Origin of the sequence: Paenibacillus sp. UNC217MF, assembly GCF_000686865.1 — a bacterium.
Taxonomy (GTDB): Bacteria; Bacillota; Bacilli; order Paenibacillales; family Paenibacillaceae; genus Paenibacillus_B; species Paenibacillus_B suaedae.
The window spans coordinates 580,607-604,886 of the sequence record NZ_KK366027.1 but is presented as its reverse complement, the minus strand read 5'-3'; the positions used below and the strand labels follow the sequence as shown (position 1 = coordinate 604,886).

Sequence of the window (24,280 nt, the reverse complement as noted above, 5' to 3'; positions counted from 1 at the left end):
GCGATTGACCCGAACCTATCCCGCCGTAGATGGAAGAAGACGTATGAAACATGAATCAGGAGGTGACACTCATAGTAAGTTTGTTTTGAAGTAAATGATGATTCCAAGTGAAGAATAGGAGCAAGTAGGATGGGTGCAGTTAAACTGGCGGTTATTTTTTACAGCATGACAGGAACGAATTATCGCTTGGCTCAATGGGCAGCGGAAGGCGGCAAGGAGCAGGGGGCACGGCACAATGCCCGGACAATTGAAACAGTTTTTAGATACCACAGGGAAGTTATGGTTCCATGGCAAGTTAGCTAATAAGGTGGTTAGCGCGATGGCTTCAGCTCAAAATCCCCATGGCGGGCAGGAGCAAACCATTCTGGGAATCTATACCGCTATGTATCACTGGGGTGCCATTATAGTTTCTCCAGGGTATACGGATCCATCCCTTTTTACAGCCGGGGGAAATCCTTATGGGACAAGCGTAACTGTACAAAACGGTAAAATGGTAGAGGATGTTCAGGCTGCAGTAAAACATCAAGCCAAACGTACCGTAGACGTCGCAAAATGGATCGCAGCAGGCAGTAATTAGTGTGATTGTGTCCGTTGTTGTTCAGGAAGCTGAGAAAGGAAAGAGATTGCCTTCCAATGAGAAATAGGCTGTTCCGCCGTTCGTGATTAATATAATCAATGCATCACACTTTTCTGACAAGCCGATTGCTGATAACTCCCGGATATCTGCTGCTCGATCCCAAAAAATTTGCTCAGTTAATGGCAAGGTGTTGGAAGCGGAAACAATCAAATCAGATTGAATGAGAACAGCTCCTTCTTGAAGCAAACTATCAGGTTGAAATATAGATTCTAATAGTTGACTTGTAATTACCGCATTAATGGGTATCCCCCCGTTTATAAACGGTGCTACAGGGTCGACAGCCTCTATTACAATGAGAGCTTCTTGGCGTTTTCGGCTAAGTTTATGTATGGCTAGAGATAATTCAGTACTGCATCTCGTATACTTGGACAACATACGATTAAGTAAGTATGTCGATGCAGTCGTTTCCAATTCAAGCAGTTCTCTAGACAACTTTTGGACAATGTCGATGATGCCAATATCATTATGACTGAGAGTGGCGATATTTTGATTCACCTTTTTTTCGATTTCCGTTAGCCTTTCGTTCATTTCGATCCGAAGCTGCGAAAAATCATTATGGATACTGTGTTTTTTCATATTCAACATTGCACTCCTAATAGTGATTAAATTCACTCGTCAGGAATTTCAAATCCATATAACGAGCCGTTAAAGGTAAATGATTTCGCACCTGTTTCCTCAGATACGATGAAGGTTAGAGCATCTGTATTTTCGGATAATCCAATCGCTGCCCGATGCCTAGTACCGAGCTTGGTCTTGTATAATTTGCGGGTTAGCGGAAGTACGTTTGCTGCTGACACGATAGTATCTTTCTGAATTAAGACAGCACCGTCGTGCAGCGGGCTCCCTGTGTGGAAAATGGAAACTAACAGCGTACTTGAGATCTCTGCGGATAGAGGAGTGCCAACGGTGATCAAATCGTTTATATTATCTTCTCTTTCAATGATAATAAGGGCACCTTTCCGTTGATCGCTCAGCAGCTTAATGGCTTTGAAAATTTCATTGCATTGCGTTGTATAGGGATGAAGAAGTCGACTCAAATGATAGGCGGAAACCAGCTTTCCCGTATCAGAACATATTTTAGAGAGCAACTTCAGATTTTTTAGAATATCGATATCTTCCTGATCCATGCACGCCAACATGCTCTTAATCTTCGTGGACAGCTGTTGAAATTGATTATATACATCAGTCTGCTGAGGAGAAAATAAATCGCAATTACTTTCCATACGCAACCTCCTTTACATCATATTGTTTCCATTCCCTTTTAAATTATGAGTGATTTCATTCATCCAAGTGGTCTTACATATTCATGTTCTGAATTATTTCCCAGCGCAGAAAAGTTGACGAAAAGAGAATCATCATGTTACTATACATCTCGAATTCAAGATATACGAGTTCGAACATTTATGGGTTTTGAAAGGTGAGAGTAAGGATGAAGTTTATAACCAAGTTCTTTACTTCAAAAAATAAGGAGGAAAAAGCAATGGCAGAATTAAATATCGGAATCATTATAGGATCAACACGTGAAGGTCGTGTAAGCCCGCAGGTGGCAAAATGGGTTAAAGACATTGCAGATCAACGGGGAGATGCGAACTATACAATTATTGATATTGCAGATTACAAGTTGCCTTTACTAGGTGAACCAGGGCAAGATGCTTCTGGTGCACAAGGTTGGTCAGAAGTGATTGCGAAACAAGACGGGTTTGTATTCATCGTACAAGAGTACAATCATTCCATTACAGGTGCTCTCAAAAATGCACTGGATTATCTACGTGTAGAATGGAATAACAAAGCTGCGGGTATTGTATCTTATGGCTCTGTAGGTGGTGCACGAGCAGCCGAGCATCTGCGCGGTATTATGGGTGAGCTATTGATTGCAGATGTGCGTGTACATCCAGCATTGTCGCTATTCACAGATTTTGAAAATGGTACTGATTTCAAACCAAAAGCAGTCCAAGCCGATTCTGTTAATCAAATGTTAGACCAATTGATCCCTTGGTCCAAAGCTTTATATACAATTCGTTAATAGACCTATAACAAGTAACCCCAAGATTCATGTTTTAATAGTACGAGTCTTGGGGTCGTTTATCGATTACGTCATTTCTTTGTTTCGGAGCCACATTGCGATCACGTCTGTAATAAGCAATACGGTGACTATGATTAACGGTTGTTCAAACTTACTCATAGGTAAGGGGATGGCAAAAGAAATTACTGCATTTATGCAAGCCATCCCTATAAATAACGCGGCAATTAGTACCAAGTAATTATGTAAGCTGCTTATGTTGTTGCGATATACAAAATGGATGGTTAGTAATGCAATAAAGAATAAATAATAAAATAGTGCCCCAAAAGTAGATGACCATTTTTCATACTGGATGGCAGTATCGAGTTCTAGCGAATGATTAAGTCGGAAATAGTCAAGCATTCCATAACTGTAGTAAAAAATAAGCGTCAAAATGGAATAAACAATAAATAATGTTCTAGACAAGGATGTATGTGAACGAAGCGCAGCGGATACATTCAACATTGTCTCCTCCTCAATCTATTTCTCCAATTACAAATTCAGTTATTTATTGCCATGGAAAATGATATCACTCATCCAGTAATTAGTAAATACACCATAATGATTTACGTAATTAAAACAATGTATCCCCTCTTGGATTGGGTCATTTTCCTTAATTTCTTGAACCCAGTGTCCTTCATCAGTCATGGTTCCCCTTACTCATTTCAGCAGATCTGTCATGACCGATATTTATAAATCATTACGGTTTGAAACTGTTTAATTTGTGAGGGAAATGCAATAAAACCGCTTCACAATACCCCCGCGGAAGAAGCACGAGAGCATGTTATCGGTTGGCTATGAAGAATTATCATTAGATCTTAAGTCATTATTTTATCTGCCTTAACCAGGTTAATACCGTGAGCGTTCCTGATTAAGAGATAAAATTAGGAACTTGACGATTTCCTTAAGCCCCTTTACTATGAAAACGAGACACCCTTTTCTTGGCAAATAAGTGTGAAAATCCAAAACCAAAGTTGCTTGAAGTAAACGTTTTCAAATGCGCACTTTAGTCATCTCCTATATATTTACACTAGATCATTAAGAGGGTATAATGTCTAAATATAACCATAGATAACAAAGAAAGGTCGCCTTATGTGTCGAATTTGTCGTCGAAGCGTTTGATGAAACGACAGGGTTTGGCAAAAATGAGACGATGAAAAGGGAAAAAGGCATATATTAAGCGTACATAAGACTTACTACAATCACTCTGTAAAGATTAATCGTTGTTTAGGCACGTTAATTTTTCTTAGTGTACATAGTTCTTGTAGGCAATAGTCTATTTTTTTAAAGAAGATAGATTAGTGGCGAAGCTATGCCTTTAGAGTAAAAATGATGGATTAATAAAATATTGTAGACATGGATGAGGAGCGACTTATGAATTCCTGATCCTTTTTTTGTTCTACGATAACGATACATAAGCGCAGTAAACAGGTTTACATAGAAAATAGTTCACGGGTTAATAATTGAATTTCAAATCCGGACAGAATCTGAATTAGGAGAAATAGTATGGGATGGTATGCGCTTTTTGTGGAAACGGGCAGTGAAGACATTGTTCAGAAATGCTTGAAGTCACAATTCGGCCAAGCAGATTTGTATTCATGTGTTCCGAAACGGCTAGTTCCTGAAAAAAGAGATGGGGAATTTTACAGTGTCGTCAAAACTTTATTTCCTGGCTATCTATTGATTCATACGAAGATGACTCCGACCATGTATTATGAGCTAAAAAAAATACCGAAGTACTATCGATTGCTCCGCAATTCAACGTTTATGCTAGACAAAGTTAATCGAAGGGCTCAGAAGTCAATGGGATCACTCTTAGAAGTGGGACATCCAGACAATAATTGCGACGATTTTTTCAACGAAATAGATGAGGGCGAAATCAGACAGATCCTGCAGCTCATCAATCATGAAAATATTATCGAGTACTCAAACGTTATTGTGGAAGATTCCAAGGTATGTGTTCAATCTGGGCCGTTATATGGCTTAGAAGGGATGATCAAAAAAATTGACAAGAGAAAAAGAAGAGCACAAATTACGATTAGTTTTTCGGGTGGTGAGCGCTTGATTGATGTAGGAATTGAAATCTTGATGCCGGATAGACATGACATGCAAGAGGTTAATGAAGATTTGGGTTAACGAAAGGCGATAGACTCCATCACTAAAAAGAAGAGGGGTAATATTTTGTTTATCGAAAATCTTGAACTTACGAAGCAACAAAAAGAGAAGCAAGAGGAATTTAAAGCTTTTGTTGATTCTGAAGTCGTACCCGTAGCAGCGCATATTGATCAAGAGGAATGTGTGCCCGATTCCGTGCTTCAGAAGATAATGGAGAAAGGGTACTGGGGAGCACCGATCCCTGCTGCATACGATGGGGCTAACATGGACTACATTACTTACGGGTTATGGAATGAAGAGATTGGTCGCGGTTGTGCAAATTTACGGAATATCATTGGTGTTCAAGGGATGGTCACTTCCTCTATTCTACGGTGGGGCTCCCAAGAGCAGAAGCAGTACTGGCTGCCACGGATGAGTTCAGGCGAGCTCATGGCTGCATTTGCGATTACAGAGTCCCAAATCGGAAGTGATATCAAAAACCTTCAAACGAAAGCTCAACGAGTGGGAGAAGAGTACGTTATAACAGGACAAAAAAACTGGATCACCTTCGCACAAAGAGCGGATGTCTTTTTGGTATTTGCACAATGTGAGGGACAAGCCGTAGCCTTGTTAGTTGAACGAAATACACCGGGCCTAACCATCCTTCCGATAACTGGCATGTTAGGATTCAAAGGATCCATGTTAGCTGAATTGCGTTTTGAAGAATGCAGAGTGCCGACCGATAACTTGGTTGGTAATGTCGGCTTCGGGCTATCACTTGTTGCTAATAACGGCTTAACTCATGGACGGTATAGTACAGCTTGGGGAGCCGTTGGCTTAGCTCAAGCTTGTTTGAATGCGAGCTTAGACTATGTAATGGACAGAAAACAATTTGATCACTATTTGAAAGAGCATCAATTGATTCAACAAATGATTGCGGATATGGTGACCAATACGATCGCTGCAAGGCACCTCTGCTTCAGAGCAGGCCAGTTATGGGACAAGAATGAGGTAACCGCTACCTTTGCTACTTCGTTGGCCAAATATTTTTCCTCTGTCCATGCCTTTAAGGCGGCGAAGGATGCGGTTCAAATACACGGAGCGAACGGTTGCAGCCGCAACTACCCTGTTGAGCGATATATGAGGGATGCCAAGATTATGGAGGTTGTAGAAGGAAGCACCCAGATTCAGCAGGTCTTAATTGCACAGGATGCATTTCATCTATTAAAAAACTGATTTGAAAAATCAATCAGAATAGAAGAAAGGAATGAGTATTACGATGAATAATAGTCATTGCATTCTACTTGATAAACCAATCTCCATTAACCACGCCGAGGAGTTAGAAAGACGGATATTTTTCGTCTCTGCCAACATCCAGCAATTTCAACTGATTAAAGGTGAGAGTACGATTGATGGCATTGAGGTCAGCCTCTTGCCAGAAACCGACCCAGTTGAAATTAAAAATAAACTCATCTCTGTGATCGAAAACGAAATTTTGCTTCAAATGGTAATACCACCACGAGTTGTTTGGGAATCCAATAAAAGCGGGACGAACTTTCAGGATGATGTATTTGATAAACTGCTTGAAAACCAAATGGTTTATGAGATGGGGGAAGGCCAGGTATGCTTCGGAGATAAGCTGATCCTCTTAATGGATTCCTTAGATCGATTGATTAAAGAGATGACGATATCTCAATTTGGAGCAACCGAATACCGCTATCCAACATTAATTTCGGCAAAAGCCTTAGAGAAATGCGGATATTTCAATTCGTTCCCACATTTCTTAATGTTTGTTACGAGGCTTCATAATGATATTGATAACTATCAAGATTTCCTTGATGAGTACAAATCTCACGACAAACTCGATTCCTATTTACTTCCCTACTGTCAAAATGTCGACTACTGCTTGCCTCCAACCATGTGTTACCACACCTTTCATCAATTTCAAAATACGCAGCATGCTGAAACCCAAAATCGTGTCGTTACAGCTATCGGAAAATCGTTCCGTTATGAATCCAAGTATCATCGCACCTTAGAAAGACTATGGGACTTTTCGATACGTGAAATTGTGTTTATGGGATCCAGAGATTTCGTGTTGGATAGCCGCCAAAAATTTATGGAATCATCGTTTTCTCTGTTTCAAAGATTAGGATTGGAAGGACACTGCGAGATTGCTAGTGATCCATTCTTCTGCAGCCATGATACGGCGGCGAAAATATTTAATCAAAGAATGCAAGAACTCAAATACGAGCTCCGATTAAAAGTTGCAAGCGATCGAACCATTGCAGCAGCCTCTTTTAATTTTCACGATCACTTCTTTGGTGAGCAATTTAACATTAAACGTGGTGAAGAAGATTGGGTTTCAACTGGATGTGTTGGTTTCGGTATAGAAAGATTAGCATATGCGTTTATTTGCCAACACGGTTTGGATGAGAAACATTGGGCAAAGATTCTATCGAATGCATGTCCAGAAGCTCTTCTCGCTGATTAAATCGCGCTACGATGAACCTTCGACTGCTTGCCTGTGATGAAGCAACCTATCAAAGCTGTTTTTAAAATTTTATAATTATGGGGGACTGGATGGAGCAACAGCGTCTATTTCAAATCTTAGAACTCGATGGCACATTGCGAATTGACAATATGGTAATCAACGAGAAATTGGCCATGGAGATGTACAAGCTTCTTGTATTAAATCGGGTATTTGATCGGAAGCTGGTGAACATGCAGCGAAAGGGCCAAATCGGTACTTATGCTGCGTTCGAAGGGCAGGAGGCAAGTCAAGTCGGAAGCGCTATGGCTCTGATGGAGCAGGATTGGATGTTTCCTACCTATCGAGATCATGCAGCGATGCTGACCTTCGGATATGAGATGGTAAAAATCATTTGGTATTGGATGGGTAGGATTGAGGGGTGTGTCCCACCCGATAACCGAAATATCCTTCCTCCTTATGTCCCAATTGCGACACAGATTCCCCAGGCAGCAGGGGCTGCCTGGGCTAGTAAATATAAGAATGAACGTGCTTGCTCTCTTGTTTACTTTGGCGATGGAGCCACCTCAGAAGGGGATTTTCATGAAGGATTGAATATGGCCTCTGTCTTCAAAGCGCCAGTAGTGTTTTTCTGCCAAAACAATGGCTATGCAATTAGTGTTCCGTTCTCCCGTCAAACTGCCAGTGAAACCATAGCGCAAAAAGCAATCGCTTATCAAATGGAGAATGTTCGGGTTGACGGTAATGATGTATTTGCTGTGTATGTTGCGACCAAAAACGCCTTGGAAGCTGCAAGAAGCGGTAAGGGGCCAACTCTAATAGAAGCGGTAACGTATCGATATGGTCCTCACACGACTGCTGATGACCCAAGCCGCTATCGAAGCACTGAGGAAAGTGAGTCATGGAAATCACGAGATCCAATACTGCGTTTAGAAGTATATTTGCGCAGACAGGGTGTACTGGATCAAGATGTACAAGAAAAAGTTGCTACAGAAGCGGAACGATTAGTGAATGATGGCATTCAATATGCACTCACAATTCCAAAATCGGATCCAGCGATCATGTTTAATCACGTGCTTTCCAATAAACCGTGGAATATTCAAGAGCAGGAGAGCAGCTTCAATCGCTTTATGCAAGAGCATCATCAATAGATTTCACGGAGGGACTGGATATGCAGAGGGACTTGAATCTCGTTCAGGCAATAAATGAGACCTTGGATTTGTTATTGGCCGAAGATGACAAGGTACTTCTCCTAGGACAAGATATCGGTAAAAATGGCGGTGTCTTCCGTGTGACCGAAAACTTGTTTCATAAGTATGGTGATCAGCGCGTAGTAGACACTCCTTTATCTGAAGCCGGTATAGTAGGTTGTGGAATTGGTTTGGCGTTGAATGGTCTTAAACCCATTGTCGAAATCGAATTTTTGGGATTTATCTATCCTGCCTTAGAACAAATCTTGTCACATCTCTCAAGACTGCGCATGCGGACACAAGGCAAATATGAAGTTCCGTTAATCATAAGAGCTCCCTTTGGGGCTGGGGTACGTGCTCCTGAGCTGCATTCGGAGAGCATTGAGTCTCTTTTTTTCCAATCACCAGGGTTAAAAGTCGTCATACCTAGCAACCCCTATGATGCCAAAGGTCTTCTTATTGCTGCGGCAGAAGGCAATGATCCCGTCATATTTCTAGAGCCTATGAAAATTTATCGCAGCGTGCGTCATCCTGTACCACAGCATCGATATTCGGTTCCACTTGGTAAGGCGAACGTTATGAAAGAAGGAACAGATATCACAGTTATCTCTTGGGGCTCCATGGTTTGGAATGTGGTTCAAGCGGCGGAGCTGCTTGAGAAGTCCCACGGCATTCGTCTGGAAATTGTGGATCTTCGTACCTTGTATCCGTTTGATATCGAGACGATTCAGGAATCCGTAAGGAAAACGCAGCGGGCCGTGATCGTACACGAGGCTCCATTGACAGGTGGTGTAGGAGCAGAACTTGTCGCTGTGATCCAGGAGCGAATGTTCAGTAATTTGAAATCTCCAGTAAAGCGAATCACGGGATTCGACGTTCCCATCCCTCAATTTTCAACCGAAGATTATTATCTGCCGTCTACCGACAGAATTGTTCATGAAATCGAACAAATGCTAGTTTCACTGGAGAGGTGAGCCGTTATGAAGTATGAATTTTATTTTCCGGAACTTGGTGAAGGACTTTTTGAAGGATATATTGTAGCCTATCTCGTCAAAGAAGGAGAACACGTCGTTGAGGATCAGCCGCTTGTAGAAGTCCAGACGGATAAGGTGACAACTGTGCTTCCTTCACCGGTTGCAGGGGTAATTGACAAACTGCCTTATCATCCTGGAGATGTCGTCACAGTTAACGATGTAATCATTGTCATTGATCACGGGAAGGGGGCAGCAGCGTCAGACGCAGTAAATTTCGAGTGGTTAACAATGGACGCGACGAAGGGAAAGAAGGCTGCATGGAATGATTTTGGCATCAACCTAGGTGCCTATCCGAACGTAGTCGTGGACAATTCGCACGATGATTCGATTGTAACAATGACCTCCATGCGCAAGGAAATAGCGAATATTGTTACCAAATCAGTGCAAACCATTCCTCATGTAACGGTTTATGCAGAGGCGGATATTACAAATCTGCTCATGCATAAGCAAAGATTACAGATGAATCATGGCGTACGCTTCACATTGACACCAATCTTTTTGAAAGCATTATCTCTAACGCTAGGCCAATATCCGTTGTTTAACGCTCATGAGCATAACGGTTCATTGAAGCTCTTTCCAGCTCATAACATTGGGATTGCGGTAGACACGAACGACGGAGTCGTTATTCCTAATATTAAACAGGTGAATGAAAAACCAGTTGATGCATTGGCTGACGAGATTAATGATCTCATCGAGAGAGCAAGGTCAAGAAAATTGTTATTTACAGATTCACGAGAGGGAACAATTACAATTAGTAATGTGGGAGCAATAGGGGGAGGCTTCGCAACGCCAATTATTTTTTATCCCCAAGTTGCTATTGTTGCCTTATATCGTGCGGATAAAAAAGCAGTTGTCACCGAGAATGACGAGATTGTGGTTAGAAAAATGCTTCCGATTACGTTAACGTTCGATCATCGTTTCTTTGATGGTGCAGACGGACTCCGATTCATCAATACCTTTAAGGCTAATCTAGAGAGTCAATATGAAACATATTTAGATGAACTCCATTTTCACAGCGTAACGTCTAATTCCTCATTAAACGAATAATATTTATGGAATGACACCCTTGAATTAGAATACTTTCCCATCCAATCCAACATCCAAGACATTCATTTACATACATTTGCAAAAGAGACCTAAGGGTGTACCTCACTTGATTAACTTATCGAATATCGCTGACATCTGGAATAGGAACGAAATGTAGTTTGACTTTTTCCATCTCCCTAGGAAATTGGGAAGCGAGTCAAACCCAAATTCAAAAATATGCTATGAGGAGATGTAAGAAGAGTGAAAAATCTGATCGAATTCAGAAACGTAACAAAAGAATATAAAGTAGGGGAAGTACCGATCAAGGCTTTGGCTGGTGTTGATTTTTCCATAGCAGAAGGGGAGTTCGTTGTTGTTCTAGGTGCCAGCGGCGCCGGAAAAAGTACGATTCTGAATATCCTTGGCGGCATGGATACGGCTTCTACTGGACAAGTGCTTGTTGGCAATCAAGAAATCACGAAGTTGAGCGAGAAAAAATTAACTGATTACCGTGCTGAGAAGATTGGCTTTGTATTTCAATTTTATAACTTAATTCCGAATTTGAATGCGCTAGAAAATGTTGAATTTGCCACGGAAGTATGTAAAAACCATCTGGATGCAAAAGATGTGTTATCCAAGGTTGGATTAAAAGACCGCATCAAAAACTTTCCTTCCCAACTATCTGGAGGAGAACAACAACGCGTAGCGATCGCGCGAGCCGTTGCGAAGAATCCGTTGCTCTTACTGTGTGATGAGCCGACAGGGGCATTAGATTATGTGACAGGCAAAGCCGTGTTAAAGCTTCTTCAAGATTTGAACAAGGAAACGAAGAAGTGCGTGGTCTTGGTCACACATAACTCTGCAATTGCTCCTATGGCGGACAAAATAATAAAGGTAAAGAGCGGGATGATCGAGAGCGTGACGATCAATCAAGACAAACAGAATGTTGAAGGGATCGAGTGGTAATGATGAAGTTATTTCTAAAATTACTCAGAGATATCAAACAATCGATCGGACAATTTCTCGCGTTTGTGTTGGTTATCGCAGTGGGCGCTTTTTTCTATGCAGGCTTGTTCACGTTAAGCGGCAATCTTAGCGATTATACAAAGGCTTACTATACGGCACATAATTTAAGCGATTTGAATGTTTACTACGATCACATATCCAAGCAGGACGTCACTAATTTAAGCGAAAACCAGGGGATTAACAAAATCGAAGCACGGTATACCTTGGATGCGACACAAGTTTTTGAAAATTTGAAGGCTGCAATCAAAATTCACTCGATTCCCGCAAATAATGAAATTAACACACCTACAGTCATTGAGGGCCGAATTCCGTCAGGAGCGGATGAGGTCTTGCTCGATTCCCATTATGCTAAAGAGCATAAGTACCAAGTCGGTTCTCAAATTCATCTCAGCGTGAATGACAATCCGATGACATTCACCATAAGCGGCTTGGGCGAAAACGTGGAGTATGTGAAAAAGAACGAAATTCAAGATCATAAATCCTCTGGAGTGGCCTATATAGCAGAAGCTGCTATTCCACGAATTGCTGGCAGCTTAACCTATAATGAAATCTTGGTTGATGCGAAGGAAGGTTACGATATTGACCAATTGGGCCAAACCATTAAAGCGCAATCCACAGAACTCACCTATGTGAACCAAGTCAGTAAAGAGCGCACATTCGGCTATTCCCAACTGAAGCAAACCATTCATAACAATAACTTAATGAGCAAGGTCATCCCGCTCGTTCTCTTTATTATCGAAGCGATTATTCTATTCCTCACCATGACGCGAATTATTGATTCGCAGCGAAATCAAGTAGGTATCATGAAGGCGCTGGGTATAAAAAACCGAAACATCATGCTTCATTACATGGGCTACCCGTTACTTGTAGGGATTATAGGCTCCATACTAGGCTGCATAGCTGCTTCAAGTATATTTATTCCATTAGTTAAGGTATCCAATGCTAAGGCCTACTCGCTGCCTGACATTGCCTTCTCTATGTCCTTAACTTCCGTGATTCCTCCCATTCTTGTCTCTAGCGCGTTCGGAATCCTGTCCTGTTACTTAAGCGGCAGAGCCATCCTTCGAGAATGTGCAGCTCAGGCAATGCGCCCCAAACCACCTAAGAAGATGAAGAAGCTGCTCGTCGAAAGAATTCCAGGTATCTGGAGTAATATTTCTTATAACTACAAGCTCATCTTGAGAAATATATTTTTAAATAAACCAAAAGCAATCGCGAGCTCAGTTGGCGTTGTGGTGAGCACGGTATTGTTGATTACAGCTTTTGGTACGATGACATCCTTGCAAAAGGTTGCCGATCAAATTGAAAAGGTGAACACCTATGATTTAAGAGTCGATTACACGAAAGAAAGTGCCCCGAAGACGATACAACTCCCCGCGGGCATTAAGAGCAGTTATGATTTATCCAACTTTTCCGTGGAATTCATAAAAGGAGACACTAAACAAAATGCTACGTTAATTGTTACAGAGAAAGAAAACAGTCTTATCCACTTCTTCGACGAAAAAGGCAATTCGATCGCTTTGAACGATAATGGTGTGCTGGTACCCCAATCGTATGCCAACAACTATCAGATTGCAGAAGGGGATAACATTCAAATCAAGTTCACTTCGCCAGAGTTTGCCAATAAAACAGTTGAAATGAAGGTAGTACAAATATCCACCCAGTTTTCGAACCCTTCGTTCTATATTACGCCATCGTATTTGCAAAGCTTTGGCATCGAATACAAACCAACGTCGCTAGTAGTAGAATCAAGCAGCGCTTCAGACCTTCCTAGCGTTCGTCATTTCTTCGAACAAGATAAACAGGTAGATACGATTGCGGATAAGGCAGACTTGAAGAAATCCGCGCAATATATTTTGAAGCAAAATAGCTTTATTTTCATTATGTTTATTATCAGTGCCATCATACTTTCTTTTGGCGCAATCTATACGATATCCTCCATTAACATTTATGAGCGAAATCGTGAGCTGGCCACATTAAAGGTATTAGGCTATCCGAAGCCCAAAATAAACCGGCTTATCTTCTTCGAGAATATTATCCTTACCACCTTTGCGGTTATTATCGCGTTACCGATTAGTGGCTACATGTATACCCTTGTCGTGAAGGCGTTGTCCAGTGCCCATCAGCAAATTCCGAATCAATTAAACCTATTCGTCATGCTGATAGCGGTTATTCTTGCATTCGTGCTTACTATTCTTTCAAGCTTACTGCTACGGAGAAAAGTATCACGAATCAATATGATTGAATCGTTGAAGAGTGTGGAGTAGTGAAAAAACAGCCTTACGTTCTTTGAGAACTGTAGGCTGTTTTTTTATATGCAGCAAGAGATTCTCAATCGTTAAGAAACCAACCAAGAAGCCAAGAAAGGAATCCTTTAAGGAGGAGATGAGACAAGATGAGTGCAGAAAAATCCTTTACCAAAGCTGAGATTACGGCGTATTTGGCAGAATTAGTGGAAGACATTTTGGATGAAAAAGTGGAGGATTACAACGAACCCTTTATCAACTTGGGATTAGTCTCGGTTGACATTCCACTATTTACGAAAAAAGTGTCCATGCAATTTGGAATGGAAATCGAAGTGACATCGATTTTTGAGAACTCGAACATCAATCTGTATGCAGACTTCTTATACAACGCATTAAACCAATCAGATGCTTTTGCAGTGAGTAATGAGGATCTGGACGGTGCCTCGGATGGGCCTAATTCCGATGATGATGTTGCAATTGTCGGAATCAGCTGCCGCTTCCCAGGGGGAGCCAATAGTCCTGAGGAATATTGGGACGTGTTAATGAACGGAATTAATGGCATTTGTGATATGCCTGCGGATCGATGGGATGTTGATCACTATTTTAGCGATAACAAAGAAGAGCCTGGAAAGATGTATTCCAGGAAGGGTGGATTTCTAAACATACCCATTGATCGATTTGACCCGAAATTTTTTAATATGTCACCCAAAGAAGCCAAGTCTCTCGATCCGCAGCAGCGACTGCTGCTGGAACTGACATGGGAGGCATTTGAAAATGGGGGCATCAATATTGCTCAGCATTATGGAAGCAACACGGGGGTATATATCGGAATCGCCGGAGAAGAGTATTCGTTCGGCCACTATAAATCGGGAGATTTAACTAAAATAGATGCCTACTCGCTTACTGGAACAACGTTCAGTACCGCTTGCGGCAGAATCTCCTACACGTTTGGGTTTGAAGGGCCTTCCTTCTGTGTGGACACCGCATGTTCTTCCTCCCTGACTGCACTTCATTTAGCTAGCAAAGCGATTAAATCTGGTGAGGTAGAAACCGCAGTCGTGGGTGCGGTGAATTTGATGATTTCACCAGCCGTTCATGTGTGCTTCTCCAAACTGGAAGCCATATCTACCGACGGACAAAGTAAAAGTTTCGATGCTGCAGCAAATGGATATGGTCGAGGTGAAGGCGGCGGGGTGTTGCTCTTAAAACGCCTGCGTGATGCCAAAAAAGATAACGATAATATTCTTGGTATCGTAAGAGGCACCGCGATCAATCAAGATGGCAAGAGCAATGGATTAACGGCACCGAATGGGTTAGCTCAAGAGAAAGTAATCACGAAAGCATTAAAAGAAGCAAGATTGAATTATTCCGATGTTGATTATATGGAAATGCACGGAACCGGTACTAAGCTTGGTGATCCGATTGAGGTGAAGGCCGTTGTCAATACCTATGGCAAAGATAGAGCTATGGACAATCCGCTTCAGATTGGTTCGGTGAAATCGAATATTGGGCATTTGGAAGCGGCAGCAGGAGTGGCTAGTATTATCAAGGTGCTATTAGCGTTCAAAAATGAGGTTATTCCTGCAAATTTGAACTTTAATGAGCCTAACCCTTTTATTCCTTGGGAGAAATCACCGGTTTCCGTTATTGCTGAAAATACAGCTTGGAAAAGCGAAGGTCGAGTAAGAAGGGTGGGCGTTAACGGTTTTGGCTTCGGAGGCTCCAATGCCCACATCATCTTGGAAGAGCCGCCTAAGAGTGGAGCGCCACAGTCAAAAGATACTGATCCTATCACTATCGTAAAAATAGCTGCCAAAAGTGAAAAGGCATTAGTCGAAAATGTGAAAAGCAATCTTGCATATTTGAAGAGAAACCCTCAGATTGCGCTCAACGATTTTGCGTATACCAATAATAAGGCCAAGGCTGATTTTGCTTACAGGCTTACGGTTACGGGGCAGAACCGAGAAGAGTTAGTGAACAGGCTGCAAGCCTACATAGATACGAACAACAAAGCGGGGATCTCCACGAGACATCGTGAACACATCGATATGCTTCAGGACACCAAGCTGGTGTTCTTGTTTACGGGACAAGGATCGCAGTACGTCGGCATGGGGAAGGAGTTGTACGAACATAACCCTTCGTTCCAATTAGCTTTTGACCAATGTGATCGATTGTTTGAGCCGTTTATCAATAAGTCGTTAGTAGAAATGATCTATAGCGATAAATATACCGGGAAAGATATTGCGAGAACCCTCTATGCACAGCCTTTAATCTTTTCAATCGAATATGCATTACTCAAGTTCTGGGAGAGTGTAGGGGTTACTCCTGAAATCGTGCTGGGCCACAGCATAGGGGAATATACTGCAGCAGTTGTGGCTGGAATTCTGACAGTTGAGGACGCAGTGAAGCTGGTTGCACTTCGCGGTCAACTGATGGATTCAGCTCCGGGAGAGGGAGCAATGTCGGCTATTTACACGAGTAAGACTGTGATCGAAGATCTGTTGAGAGGCTATGAGGGTAAGGTGTCTATTGCCCTGCATAATGCAGAAGAGAGTATCGTAATATCCGGAGAGCGGGATGCTGTTGAGGCAATCTCGACGGAAGCAGAGAACAGAAAAGTGAAAGTGAATCGACTGCATGTATCCCATGCATTCCATTCTCACTTAATGATTCCGATATTGGAGCAATTTCGAGATGTTGCGCAGAATGAGGTGGAATTTAGAAGCAGTAGGCTGACCTATATATCGGCCACCCTCGGGAGAGCCGTGGAACAAGATGAAGTATTAGACGCCGACTACTGGACGAATCACATCAAGGATAAAGTCGATTTCTACCATGCATTATCCCAATTACAGGAAGCGCAAAACACCATATTCCTCGAAATTGGAGCAAACAACACATTATGCTCGCTTGGCAAGCTCATCCTGAATAAAGAGCATCTGTTGTTGAACTCTCTTGATATGAAGAAAAATGCATGGGAGCAAATCATGCATTGCTTAGGAGAACTGTATTGCCATGGCGTATCGATCCTGTGGGAAGGGCTTGAGACAAGCTTCAATCGTTCATACAATCGAGTAGCATTGCCTGCGTATGTGTTTGATCGGGAAGCTTCTTACTGGATGCAGCCAGTGTGCTCTCATGAGGACAGCAAGCCTGCGCTTGCAGGTACTGACTACCATCCGCTTATTGGACAGAGAATCAGCACTCCATATCTAAAGAATAGTGCCTTGTACCAATCTACGTATACAGTAGAGAATCCGTATTTCATGCAGGAACATATTATCTTCGATACCGCGATAGCTCCTGCTGCTGCTCATATGTCTATGCTCATCTCGATTGCTAAGGATTTCCGTAATCCTGTAAGCAGTACGATATCCAATGTGGAATTTCATGCCCCATTAACAGCAATACAAGACGAGAAGCGGGTTGTGCAATTCGTTATCGAGGATACTAATCTTGAGCAAATGAAATTTGAACTTGTAAGTGCAGATAAGCAATCACAGCATGAGAATTGGATGACACATTGCAAGGGAAATATTCTCATGTCCCAAGAACAAGAGCGTGAATCAGAGAAGCGTGTGTCGATTGATGAGCTCACAAACAAGTACCCTGAAGTAACATCCGGATACAATGCCTATGATGTAATGAAAAAGTTTGGTTTTCAATTAGGGGATGGCTTTACCCGAATCTCGAAAGTATGGAAGGGTGAAGCTGAAGGACTCTGCTATATCGATCCCAAAAAGGACATTCCAAATGGCAAAGACTACATCGTGTATGCAGGTACGATAGACTCTATCTTCCAATCTATATTCTTTGTATCCGAATTGAGCATGAGAATGGACTCGCAAAGTGAGGCGTATGCATTAAAGACCGCTATTCCCATCTCGTTAGGCAAATTGAAATATCACTATAGAGATGCCGAAAGCTATTGGTGCCATATTAAGGTGGATGATTCTCAACAATCCGGCGTAGTGGGCGATATCGATGTCTACAATGAAAAGGGAGAAATCGTCTTTGAAATTGAGAGGTTAATGGCGAAGGTAACGGAGCGGGATACCTTACTCAAAGAAATAAATAATAACGGCGAGCGTCTGCTCTATCAAGTGGAATGGATGGAACAAGGTAGAGCCAGCAAGAATACAAAAGCTGGCGGTAACGAAAAAATGGTACTCATCGGTAATGACCCGGATATCATCGATCGATTCCATGAAAGGTTAAATGGTTATGGAATACCTTCGATTCGAGTCATACAAAGTGATAAATATGTAGAGCATGATGATGATATCTTCTTTGTTGCGTACACCAATAAGCACGACGTAAAGAGGCTGCTGGAAAATATCGCGAGTCGATATGGAAAGGATACGTGCAAGCTTATTTATATAAGTACAGCAGATGAGGCTAAGCTAAATAATCTGACTGCTGACCAATTGAAAGATACCGTTGAAAAGGAATGCAGCGGGTTATTGCATCTCGTTCAATCGATAACTGAATTAAATTACTCCAACAAAATGAAAATCAAGGTAATAACGAATAATGTGCATCAGATAGATGACGCAGTGAAAGGTGCAGCTACATCACTCTATCAAGCTCCGTTATGGGGATTTACCGAAGTTATTCGTCTTGAGCATACGCTGTTATGGGATGGCATTATTGATACAGATACCCATATGCTAAAAAACGAAATAGACGACATTATCAACGAGATCCTACATGGAGAAGAGAAGCAGGTCGTGCTCGGAGAACAGCATAAGAGGTATATTCCTCGGCTGATTAGAAACTCCAAGAGCCGTGCGAATAAAGAGGAGCTTGCGATTCGAATTGATGATGGCGCCGCATATTTGATCACAGGCGGCACTGGTTCCATTGGTCAAGTTTACACAGAGTATCTGATCAACAGAGGCGCCAAGAACATCATATTAGTAAGCAGAAGCCAAGCCTCTGGCAAATTGCTTGAAACGATGAACTCGTGGAAGGAAAAGGGAGTGCACATCACCCTTGAACAGGCTGATGTGAGTGACGAGGCTGACGTAATCGCAATGGTACAGAAGTTGAAACAGAACAACCTGACGATTAAAGGCGTCGTTCATGCGGCCGGTATCATTGATGATAAGATGATCAAAGATCAAACCTGGAACAGCTTCGAAAACGCATTCAAGACAAAGGTATGGGGATCCTTCCACCTGCATCATGCATTGCAGGATGAGAGCTTGGATTTCTTTGTGATGATGTCATCTATTTCATCGGTAGTAGGGAATATGGGGCAGGCCAATTATGCGGCGGCCAATTACTTTATGAATAGATTTGCAGCATACAGAAGAAGCCTGGGAATGCCGGCGATGTCGATTTGCTGGGGACCTTGGGAAGAAGCTGGGATGGCGACAAGCAACAGCAATATATTAAAGAACATTGAGAATAAAGGGCTACATGGAATGTCCAAAGAGCTAGGCAAGAAAATGATTGACAAGGTATTTCATAAGGATCTTGCTTCCATTGTCGTTGTCGATGCAAATTGGGAGCTATTTAGTCAGCGGACTGGCGTGGATGAAGTGACAGCGTTTTTAAGCAACTTCATCACGAACAATCATTCGCGAGGAACACAAGGTGAACAATCGGCGGCAAAAGAAGATGTTATCGCCAAGCTGCATGAATTAAGTGAAACGGAGAGATCCGAATATCTATTATCCTTGCTGCATAAAGCTGCAGCTGACATTATCGGATTTCAGGATATCAATCAGTTATCAGTTGATAGTTCCTTTACCGAACAAGGAGTAGATTCCTTAATGATCTTCTCCTTAAGAAATGAAATAAAGGCACTGTTGGATCTGCAAGTCGACATCTCTGTCTTCTTCAATTATCCATCCTTACGGAAATTGAATGGCTATTTAGTAACCGAAGCTATGAGCTTTGAAGGGACAGAACAGAATGGCAGCAACGCAGCCAATAATGAAGAATCCGTCGAGGATATTTTGTCCGAGATCAACTCCCTGCTTAATTAACGACGATGATTTACCTGTTACTTCGTACTTCGGAGGAGAACGTACCCATGAAATTGTTCTGTTTACCGTTCGCAGGCGGCTCCAAGCGTGCGTACTCGAACTGGAGTAAACTCGCAAATCGCGCTATGGAAATTGAAGCCATCGAAATAAAGGGAAGGGGTGAGAGATTCGGTCAGGACTTCTATGAGGATATGACGGAAGCAGTCGACGATATCTATTCTTTAATAAAAGATCAAATTCAGAAAGACGACTATGCGCTATATGGACATAGCATGGGAACGCTTCTGGCCTACGAACTGTACTATAAAGTTACTGCAGAAGGACAACGGAAGCCAGCGCATATTTTTTTCTCAGGCAGGCAATCACCCATTGTGAAAAATAACATGTATGTCAGTTCCACGATGCCTGACGATGAGTTTATTGCAAAAATCATTGCCTTGGGAGGCACCCATGAAGAGCTCTCGCAGAGCAAAGAATTAATGAGGTTTTATCTTCCTGTATTAAAAAATGACATCAGAATCATGGAAAACTACGAGTTTCAGCAAAGAGCAGAGAAAATTAAATGTGACATCTCCGTATTTATTGGGCTTGAAGATAGGATTGATGGAAAGCAAGAGATTGCATGGGATGACTTATGCGAACAAAGGATCAAGTTCTATCATTTTATGGGGGATCATTTTTTTATTAACGATCATACCCGTACAATCGTGAATATTATGGAGGGCGAATTATTGCCTGAAAAATGAGGGTGGTCATGAACAAGTTAACGGATAACAAGCGGGCATTTCTTTTTCAGGGTGTTGGAGCGGACTATCGGGAGCTCTTGGGCCTGTTGGAAGAAGGCCAGCTTCATGCCTTGAAGGATTACTGCTACACGGTAAATAAGGAGATTGGAATTGATTTGCTCGGCTATCTGTTCCACTCTCAGCATATCGAATGCGACAGGATGTTCTACGATTGGATTACGATTTATACATGTGATTATCTTGTGTATCAGCAATATGTGAATTCAGGCATTAAACCTGCCATAATGGCTGGTTACAGTATGGGCTTAATTACGGCTATGGCTTGTGGCAAGTCCATTTCTTTTGCCGAGGGACTGCGAATGCTTCAAACGATTTATGAATACCCCAAAGGCTTTGCTATTCCATGCAGTATGGGGGTCATCGTTGGGAAGACGTACAATGAGGTTCACGATCTCATCGCCCGAGGAACATCGGAACATGACGTATATATGGCTAGCGAGAACAACGATACGTGTCTTGTTGTCTCAGGAATTAAGGACAGCGTTGATCAGGTTCTGAGACTCGCTGAGCAAGAGGGAGCAATCAAGGCTTCAACCATCAATGCTCCCTATGCGTTTCATTCACCATATGCAGCAGAAGGCATTGACAGGTTCGTGCATCTTGTCGAGGAGATTTCGATTTGTGATGGCGATATCCCGATATTATCCGTATTTTCGCAGACTGCCATCCAAAGCGCTTCTGATTTAAAGAATGAGCTCATCAAAAATATGACAAGCCCAATGAATTGGAATGCCTCCATCCTCACGTTAGGTCAGTGGGGGATTGAAAGTTTTGTTGAAGTTAGCTTGGAGGATTCCCTTACGAAAATATCAAGACTCATCAATCTGGATGCTGAATTTTTAACGTATAAAAAGTTCATGCGATTGAAAATGCCAAGCAAGTAAAAATACTATTCAATGAGGTGTATCACGATGGAAGAAATCAAAAACAGAACAAGAGCATTTTTGAGCCAGTTTATTAAGAAGAAAGAACTGCAGGATCAAGATGATATTTTCGCGACTGGAGATGTCAACTCTCTCTTTGCTATGCAGCTGGTGATGTTTATTGAGAAGGAGTTCGGCATCGGCATTGATAACACAGATTTGAATTTGAACAACTTCCGGTCTATTGAAGCCATTTCTACGTTCGTCGCAAGCAAAAGTGCTGCAGTAAGTCAATGATTATAAGAACATAGGAAATGAGGCTTGAAGCAGTTAACCGTTCTCGCTCTCTTTTCTGACTTTTCTCTACGGCACTTGGTTTATTGGATGGATTGAGTCCTGCTCAAGAGCACTTCTTGGCTGTCGAGTCGGGATAGTATTAATAGCTTCTATGCAGGACTCGAAACTATGTATGTTTGTGAGCTTGAATTTAATAATTCGCGTTAAGGTATAACGATTCCAGCTCGTTCTATGCCTTAAACGATGCGAAGGGGATGGGTGTAAACATGAAGGTGATTGGAGTCATTGGTGCAGGCGTTATGGGAACTGGCGTTGCGCATAATTTTGCATTAGCCGGGTATGACGTAGTACTTGTTGATATTTCCGAAGACATTCTTACGAGAGCTAAAGAGAAAATTGCCAACAACATTCGTTTTCAAGGCTTATACAACAAAGATTTCGCGGCGGAGAAGCCGGAAACCATTCTGAATCGAATCTCCTTTACTATGGATTATGACCTATTACAAGATGCAGACTATATCATTGAGAACGTGCCGGAGAAGTGGGAGATCAAGAGAGACGTATATCTAAAGCTTGATCGAATCTGCCCCGATCATTGTATTTTTTCTGTTAATACTTCCTGTATTTCGATTACCAAGGTTGCTGCCCTTACAAATAGGCCGTCAAAGGTCATTGGCTCTCATTATATGAATCCAGTCATCATGAAACCAGTGGTTGAACTGATCAAAGGATACCATACTTCGGAGGAGACCATTGAAGCTACTGTTCATCTTCTCTCGACCTTGAATAAAGAAGCGATCATCGTTAACGACTTACCAGGCTTTGTGTCTAACCGTATTTCCCATTTGTTTATGAATGAGGCTGCATTCGTGGTTCAGGATCAGGTTGCAAATCCGAAAGATGTAGACGACGTATTCAAAAAATGCTTTGGACACAAAATGGGCCCGCTTGAAACCGCTGATTTAATCGGTCTGGATACCGTTGTGCAATCACTGGACATTTTATACGAGAGCTACCAGGATTCAAAATTCCGTTGCTGTCCGCTTCTTCGTAAAATGGTTGAAGCCGGAACACATGGAAGGAAGAGTGGACAAGGATTCTACTCTTACCCGGTGTACGATGGCAGTTTTGTAAAAGCATAATCAAACAAGTGTTGGACAAGGGAATCGTGTTCGGAGGGCGAGTGGATTATCACCCCAAACTGAACGCGATTCTTTTGTTTTAGCTCTCGACAGGAGGAAACATGGAGAATACAAGCGAACCTAAAAAGCGGTTGTGGTCGATGAATTTCTTTCTACTCTGGCAAGGACAGCTGGTTTCTGCGCTAGGCGATTCCATCTATGAAATTGCCTTAACCTTCTGGGTACTGTACGAAACCGGTTCACCAGGTTTGATGGGGGCATTACTGGCGACATCGTTGTTGCCCAAAGTTCTCATATCACCCTTTGCAGGTGTCATTGTAGATCGAACAGACAGAAGAAAAATGATCCTTTTAATGGACTTCATACGAGGGGTATGCATTCTGTTCGTCGGCATTGCAGCCATATTGGGATATCTCGAAATTTGGATGGCTTTTGTTGCGGGGATTATTCTCGGCACATGCGCTGCATTTTTTAATCCCGCAGTAACCTCAACGATCCCTGACATTGTTCCCTCTTCTCAGATTGTACAAGCTAGCGCCAATTTAAGTATGTTGCGTGCCATTTCTCAAATCATAGGGCCTTCATCTGGCGGTCTGCTGTATTCTCTCATAGGCGCACCCATTTTATTTTTATGTAATGGTATTTCTTATATCATTTCATTTATTCTCGCATTTTTCATGAAGGTACCGAAGTCAACGAGTCAGGATCAACAATTCAACTTCTGGCAGGATATGAAAGATGGATTTAAGTATATCTGGAAAATGAAAGGGCTAAGAGACTTAATTGTTTTAGCTGGTTTTTTGAATTTTTTTGCAACGATAAGCATTGTGTTGCTTGCACCGATGTTTAAAAATGCAGAGAACCTAGGTGAAGTTAAATACGGGCTCGCCATGGCCATCTTTACATTAGGTATGCTTGCGGGAATGATATTTACTTCCGTATTTCGGATCAAGCCTGACCACAAAAGTATGGTACTAACCGTATCAGGATTACTGGCAGGGATTGTTTTCTCCATCGCAGTCATGATGAATAACTTTATTATCATGGCTATTATGTTATTTATCGGCGGCATTTTCAACGCAATTGTAAATGTACTGATCGAATCAACGGTGCAATTAACTGTTTCTCAGGAAATGAGAGGCAAGGTATCCTCGCTTAAGGGAACTCTTACGATGGGACTTGCACCGCTGGCGATGTTTATTGGAGGTATATTAGGCGAATTTTTCCCAATAAGATACATTGTATTTACAGGCTTCATGGCAATGACCGTATTGTTTATCCCTTTATTTTTCTTAAAATCCTTTAAGGCTTTTATTCAATACAATCCGGAACAGCAAAAAATTGGAGCGTAATTTCGAGAGGAAAAGGGAGTGAGT

General features: G+C 42.0%; 18 protein-coding genes and 1 pseudogene. 16 read left to right on the top strand and 3 right to left on the bottom strand.

Features of this window, described 5'->3' with window-relative positions; genetic code table 11:
- Positions 1-129 precede the first annotated feature (129 nt).
- Positions 130-577 (top strand): annotated as a pseudogene (locus tag BP95_RS30890) (NAD(P)H:quinone oxidoreductase, type IV).
- A 21-nt stretch (positions 578-598) separates the two neighbouring features.
- On the opposite strand, the gene BP95_RS0118680 reads toward BP95_RS30890, so the two are convergent.
- On the bottom strand, positions 599-1,213 hold the full coding sequence (locus BP95_RS0118680; protein ID WP_036667278.1) for a diadenylate cyclase: 615 nt from the start codon (positions 1,211-1,213) through the stop codon (positions 599-601).
- Positions 1,214-1,245: 32 nt separating this feature from the next.
- Positions 1,246-1,860: a diadenylate cyclase gene (locus BP95_RS0118675; protein WP_021260955.1), complete on the bottom strand. Its 615-nt coding sequence runs from the start codon at positions 1,858-1,860 to the stop codon at positions 1,246-1,248.
- 257 nt (positions 1,861-2,117) lie between these two features.
- Here BP95_RS0118675 and BP95_RS0118670 point away from each other — a divergent pair, with 257 nt between their 5' ends.
- Complete coding sequence (locus tag BP95_RS0118670) at positions 2,118-2,660, top strand: NADPH-dependent FMN reductase (protein WP_036667277.1); 543 nt, start codon at positions 2,118-2,120, stop codon at positions 2,658-2,660.
- A 66-nt stretch (positions 2,661-2,726) separates the two neighbouring features.
- Here the strand turns inward: BP95_RS0118670 and BP95_RS0118665 are convergent, their stop codons facing one another.
- On the bottom strand, positions 2,727-3,161 hold the full coding sequence (locus tag BP95_RS0118665) for a hypothetical protein (RefSeq protein ID WP_028532990.1): 435 nt from the start codon (positions 3,159-3,161) through the stop codon (positions 2,727-2,729).
- A 1,041-nt stretch (positions 3,162-4,202) separates the two neighbouring features.
- Here BP95_RS0118665 and loaP point away from each other — a divergent pair.
- The 14 genes from loaP to BP95_RS0118595 all read left to right on the top strand — a co-directional run bounded on the left by loaP (position 4,203) and on the right by BP95_RS0118595 (position 24,256).
- On the top strand, positions 4,203-4,832 hold the full coding sequence (gene loaP, locus BP95_RS30885; RefSeq protein ID WP_051614137.1) for an antiterminator LoaP: 630 nt from the start codon (positions 4,203-4,205) through the stop codon (positions 4,830-4,832).
- Positions 4,833-4,877: 45 nt separating this feature from the next.
- Positions 4,878-6,026, top strand: coding sequence for an acyl-CoA dehydrogenase family protein (locus BP95_RS0118655; RefSeq protein WP_231515144.1), 1,149 nt, complete (start codon positions 4,878-4,880; stop codon positions 6,024-6,026).
- 31 nt (positions 6,027-6,057) lie between these two features.
- Positions 6,058-7,281: a class-II aminoacyl-tRNA synthetase family protein gene (locus BP95_RS32065; RefSeq protein WP_139170646.1), complete on the top strand. Its 1,224-nt coding sequence runs from the start codon at positions 6,058-6,060 to the stop codon at positions 7,279-7,281.
- An 89-nt stretch (positions 7,282-7,370) separates the two neighbouring features.
- Complete coding sequence (gene pdhA, locus BP95_RS0118645) at positions 7,371-8,429, top strand: pyruvate dehydrogenase (acetyl-transferring) E1 component subunit alpha (protein WP_028532988.1); 1,059 nt, start codon at positions 7,371-7,373, stop codon at positions 8,427-8,429.
- Positions 8,430-8,449: 20 nt separating this feature from the next.
- On the top strand, positions 8,450-9,442 hold the full coding sequence (locus tag BP95_RS0118640; RefSeq protein ID WP_028532987.1) for an alpha-ketoacid dehydrogenase subunit beta: 993 nt from the start codon (positions 8,450-8,452) through the stop codon (positions 9,440-9,442).
- A gap of 6 nt (positions 9,443-9,448) precedes the next feature.
- Positions 9,449-10,549, top strand: a complete 1,101-nt coding sequence (locus BP95_RS32060) for a dihydrolipoamide acetyltransferase family protein (RefSeq protein WP_028532986.1) — start codon at positions 9,449-9,451, stop codon at positions 10,547-10,549.
- 240 nt (positions 10,550-10,789) lie between these two features.
- Positions 10,790-11,494, top strand: a complete 705-nt coding sequence (locus BP95_RS0118630; RefSeq protein ID WP_021253744.1) for an ABC transporter ATP-binding protein — start codon at positions 10,790-10,792, stop codon at positions 11,492-11,494.
- Between the two features lie 2 nt (positions 11,495-11,496).
- On the top strand, positions 11,497-13,821 hold the full coding sequence (locus tag BP95_RS0118625) for an ABC transporter permease (protein ID WP_028532985.1): 2,325 nt from the start codon (positions 11,497-11,499) through the stop codon (positions 13,819-13,821).
- A 128-nt stretch (positions 13,822-13,949) separates the two neighbouring features.
- On the top strand, positions 13,950-19,796 hold the full coding sequence (locus tag BP95_RS0118620) for a type I polyketide synthase (RefSeq protein ID WP_028532984.1): 5,847 nt from the start codon (positions 13,950-13,952) through the stop codon (positions 19,794-19,796).
- A gap of 47 nt (positions 19,797-19,843) precedes the next feature.
- On the top strand, positions 19,844-20,542 hold the full coding sequence (locus BP95_RS0118615; protein ID WP_028532983.1) for a thioesterase II family protein: 699 nt from the start codon (positions 19,844-19,846) through the stop codon (positions 20,540-20,542).
- 8 nt (positions 20,543-20,550) lie between these two features.
- Positions 20,551-21,486 carry an ACP S-malonyltransferase gene (locus BP95_RS0118610; RefSeq protein ID WP_051614135.1) on the top strand — a complete coding sequence of 312 codons (936 nt, stop codon included), beginning with the start codon at positions 20,551-20,553 and terminating at the stop codon, positions 21,484-21,486.
- A gap of 27 nt (positions 21,487-21,513) precedes the next feature.
- The gene (locus BP95_RS0118605) at positions 21,514-21,762 is read left to right on the top strand and encodes an acyl carrier protein (protein WP_028532981.1); all 249 of its coding nucleotides are present in this window, start codon (positions 21,514-21,516) and stop codon (positions 21,760-21,762) included.
- A 266-nt stretch (positions 21,763-22,028) separates the two neighbouring features.
- Positions 22,029-22,904 (top strand): 3-hydroxyacyl-CoA dehydrogenase family protein, encoded by an 876-nt coding sequence (locus BP95_RS0118600; RefSeq protein ID WP_028532980.1) that lies wholly within the window; start codon positions 22,029-22,031, stop codon positions 22,902-22,904.
- Between the two features lie 101 nt (positions 22,905-23,005).
- Positions 23,006-24,256: an MFS transporter gene (locus BP95_RS0118595; RefSeq protein WP_028532979.1), complete on the top strand. Its 1,251-nt coding sequence runs from the start codon at positions 23,006-23,008 to the stop codon at positions 24,254-24,256.
- The last annotated feature ends 24 nt before the right edge of the window (positions 24,257-24,280 follow it).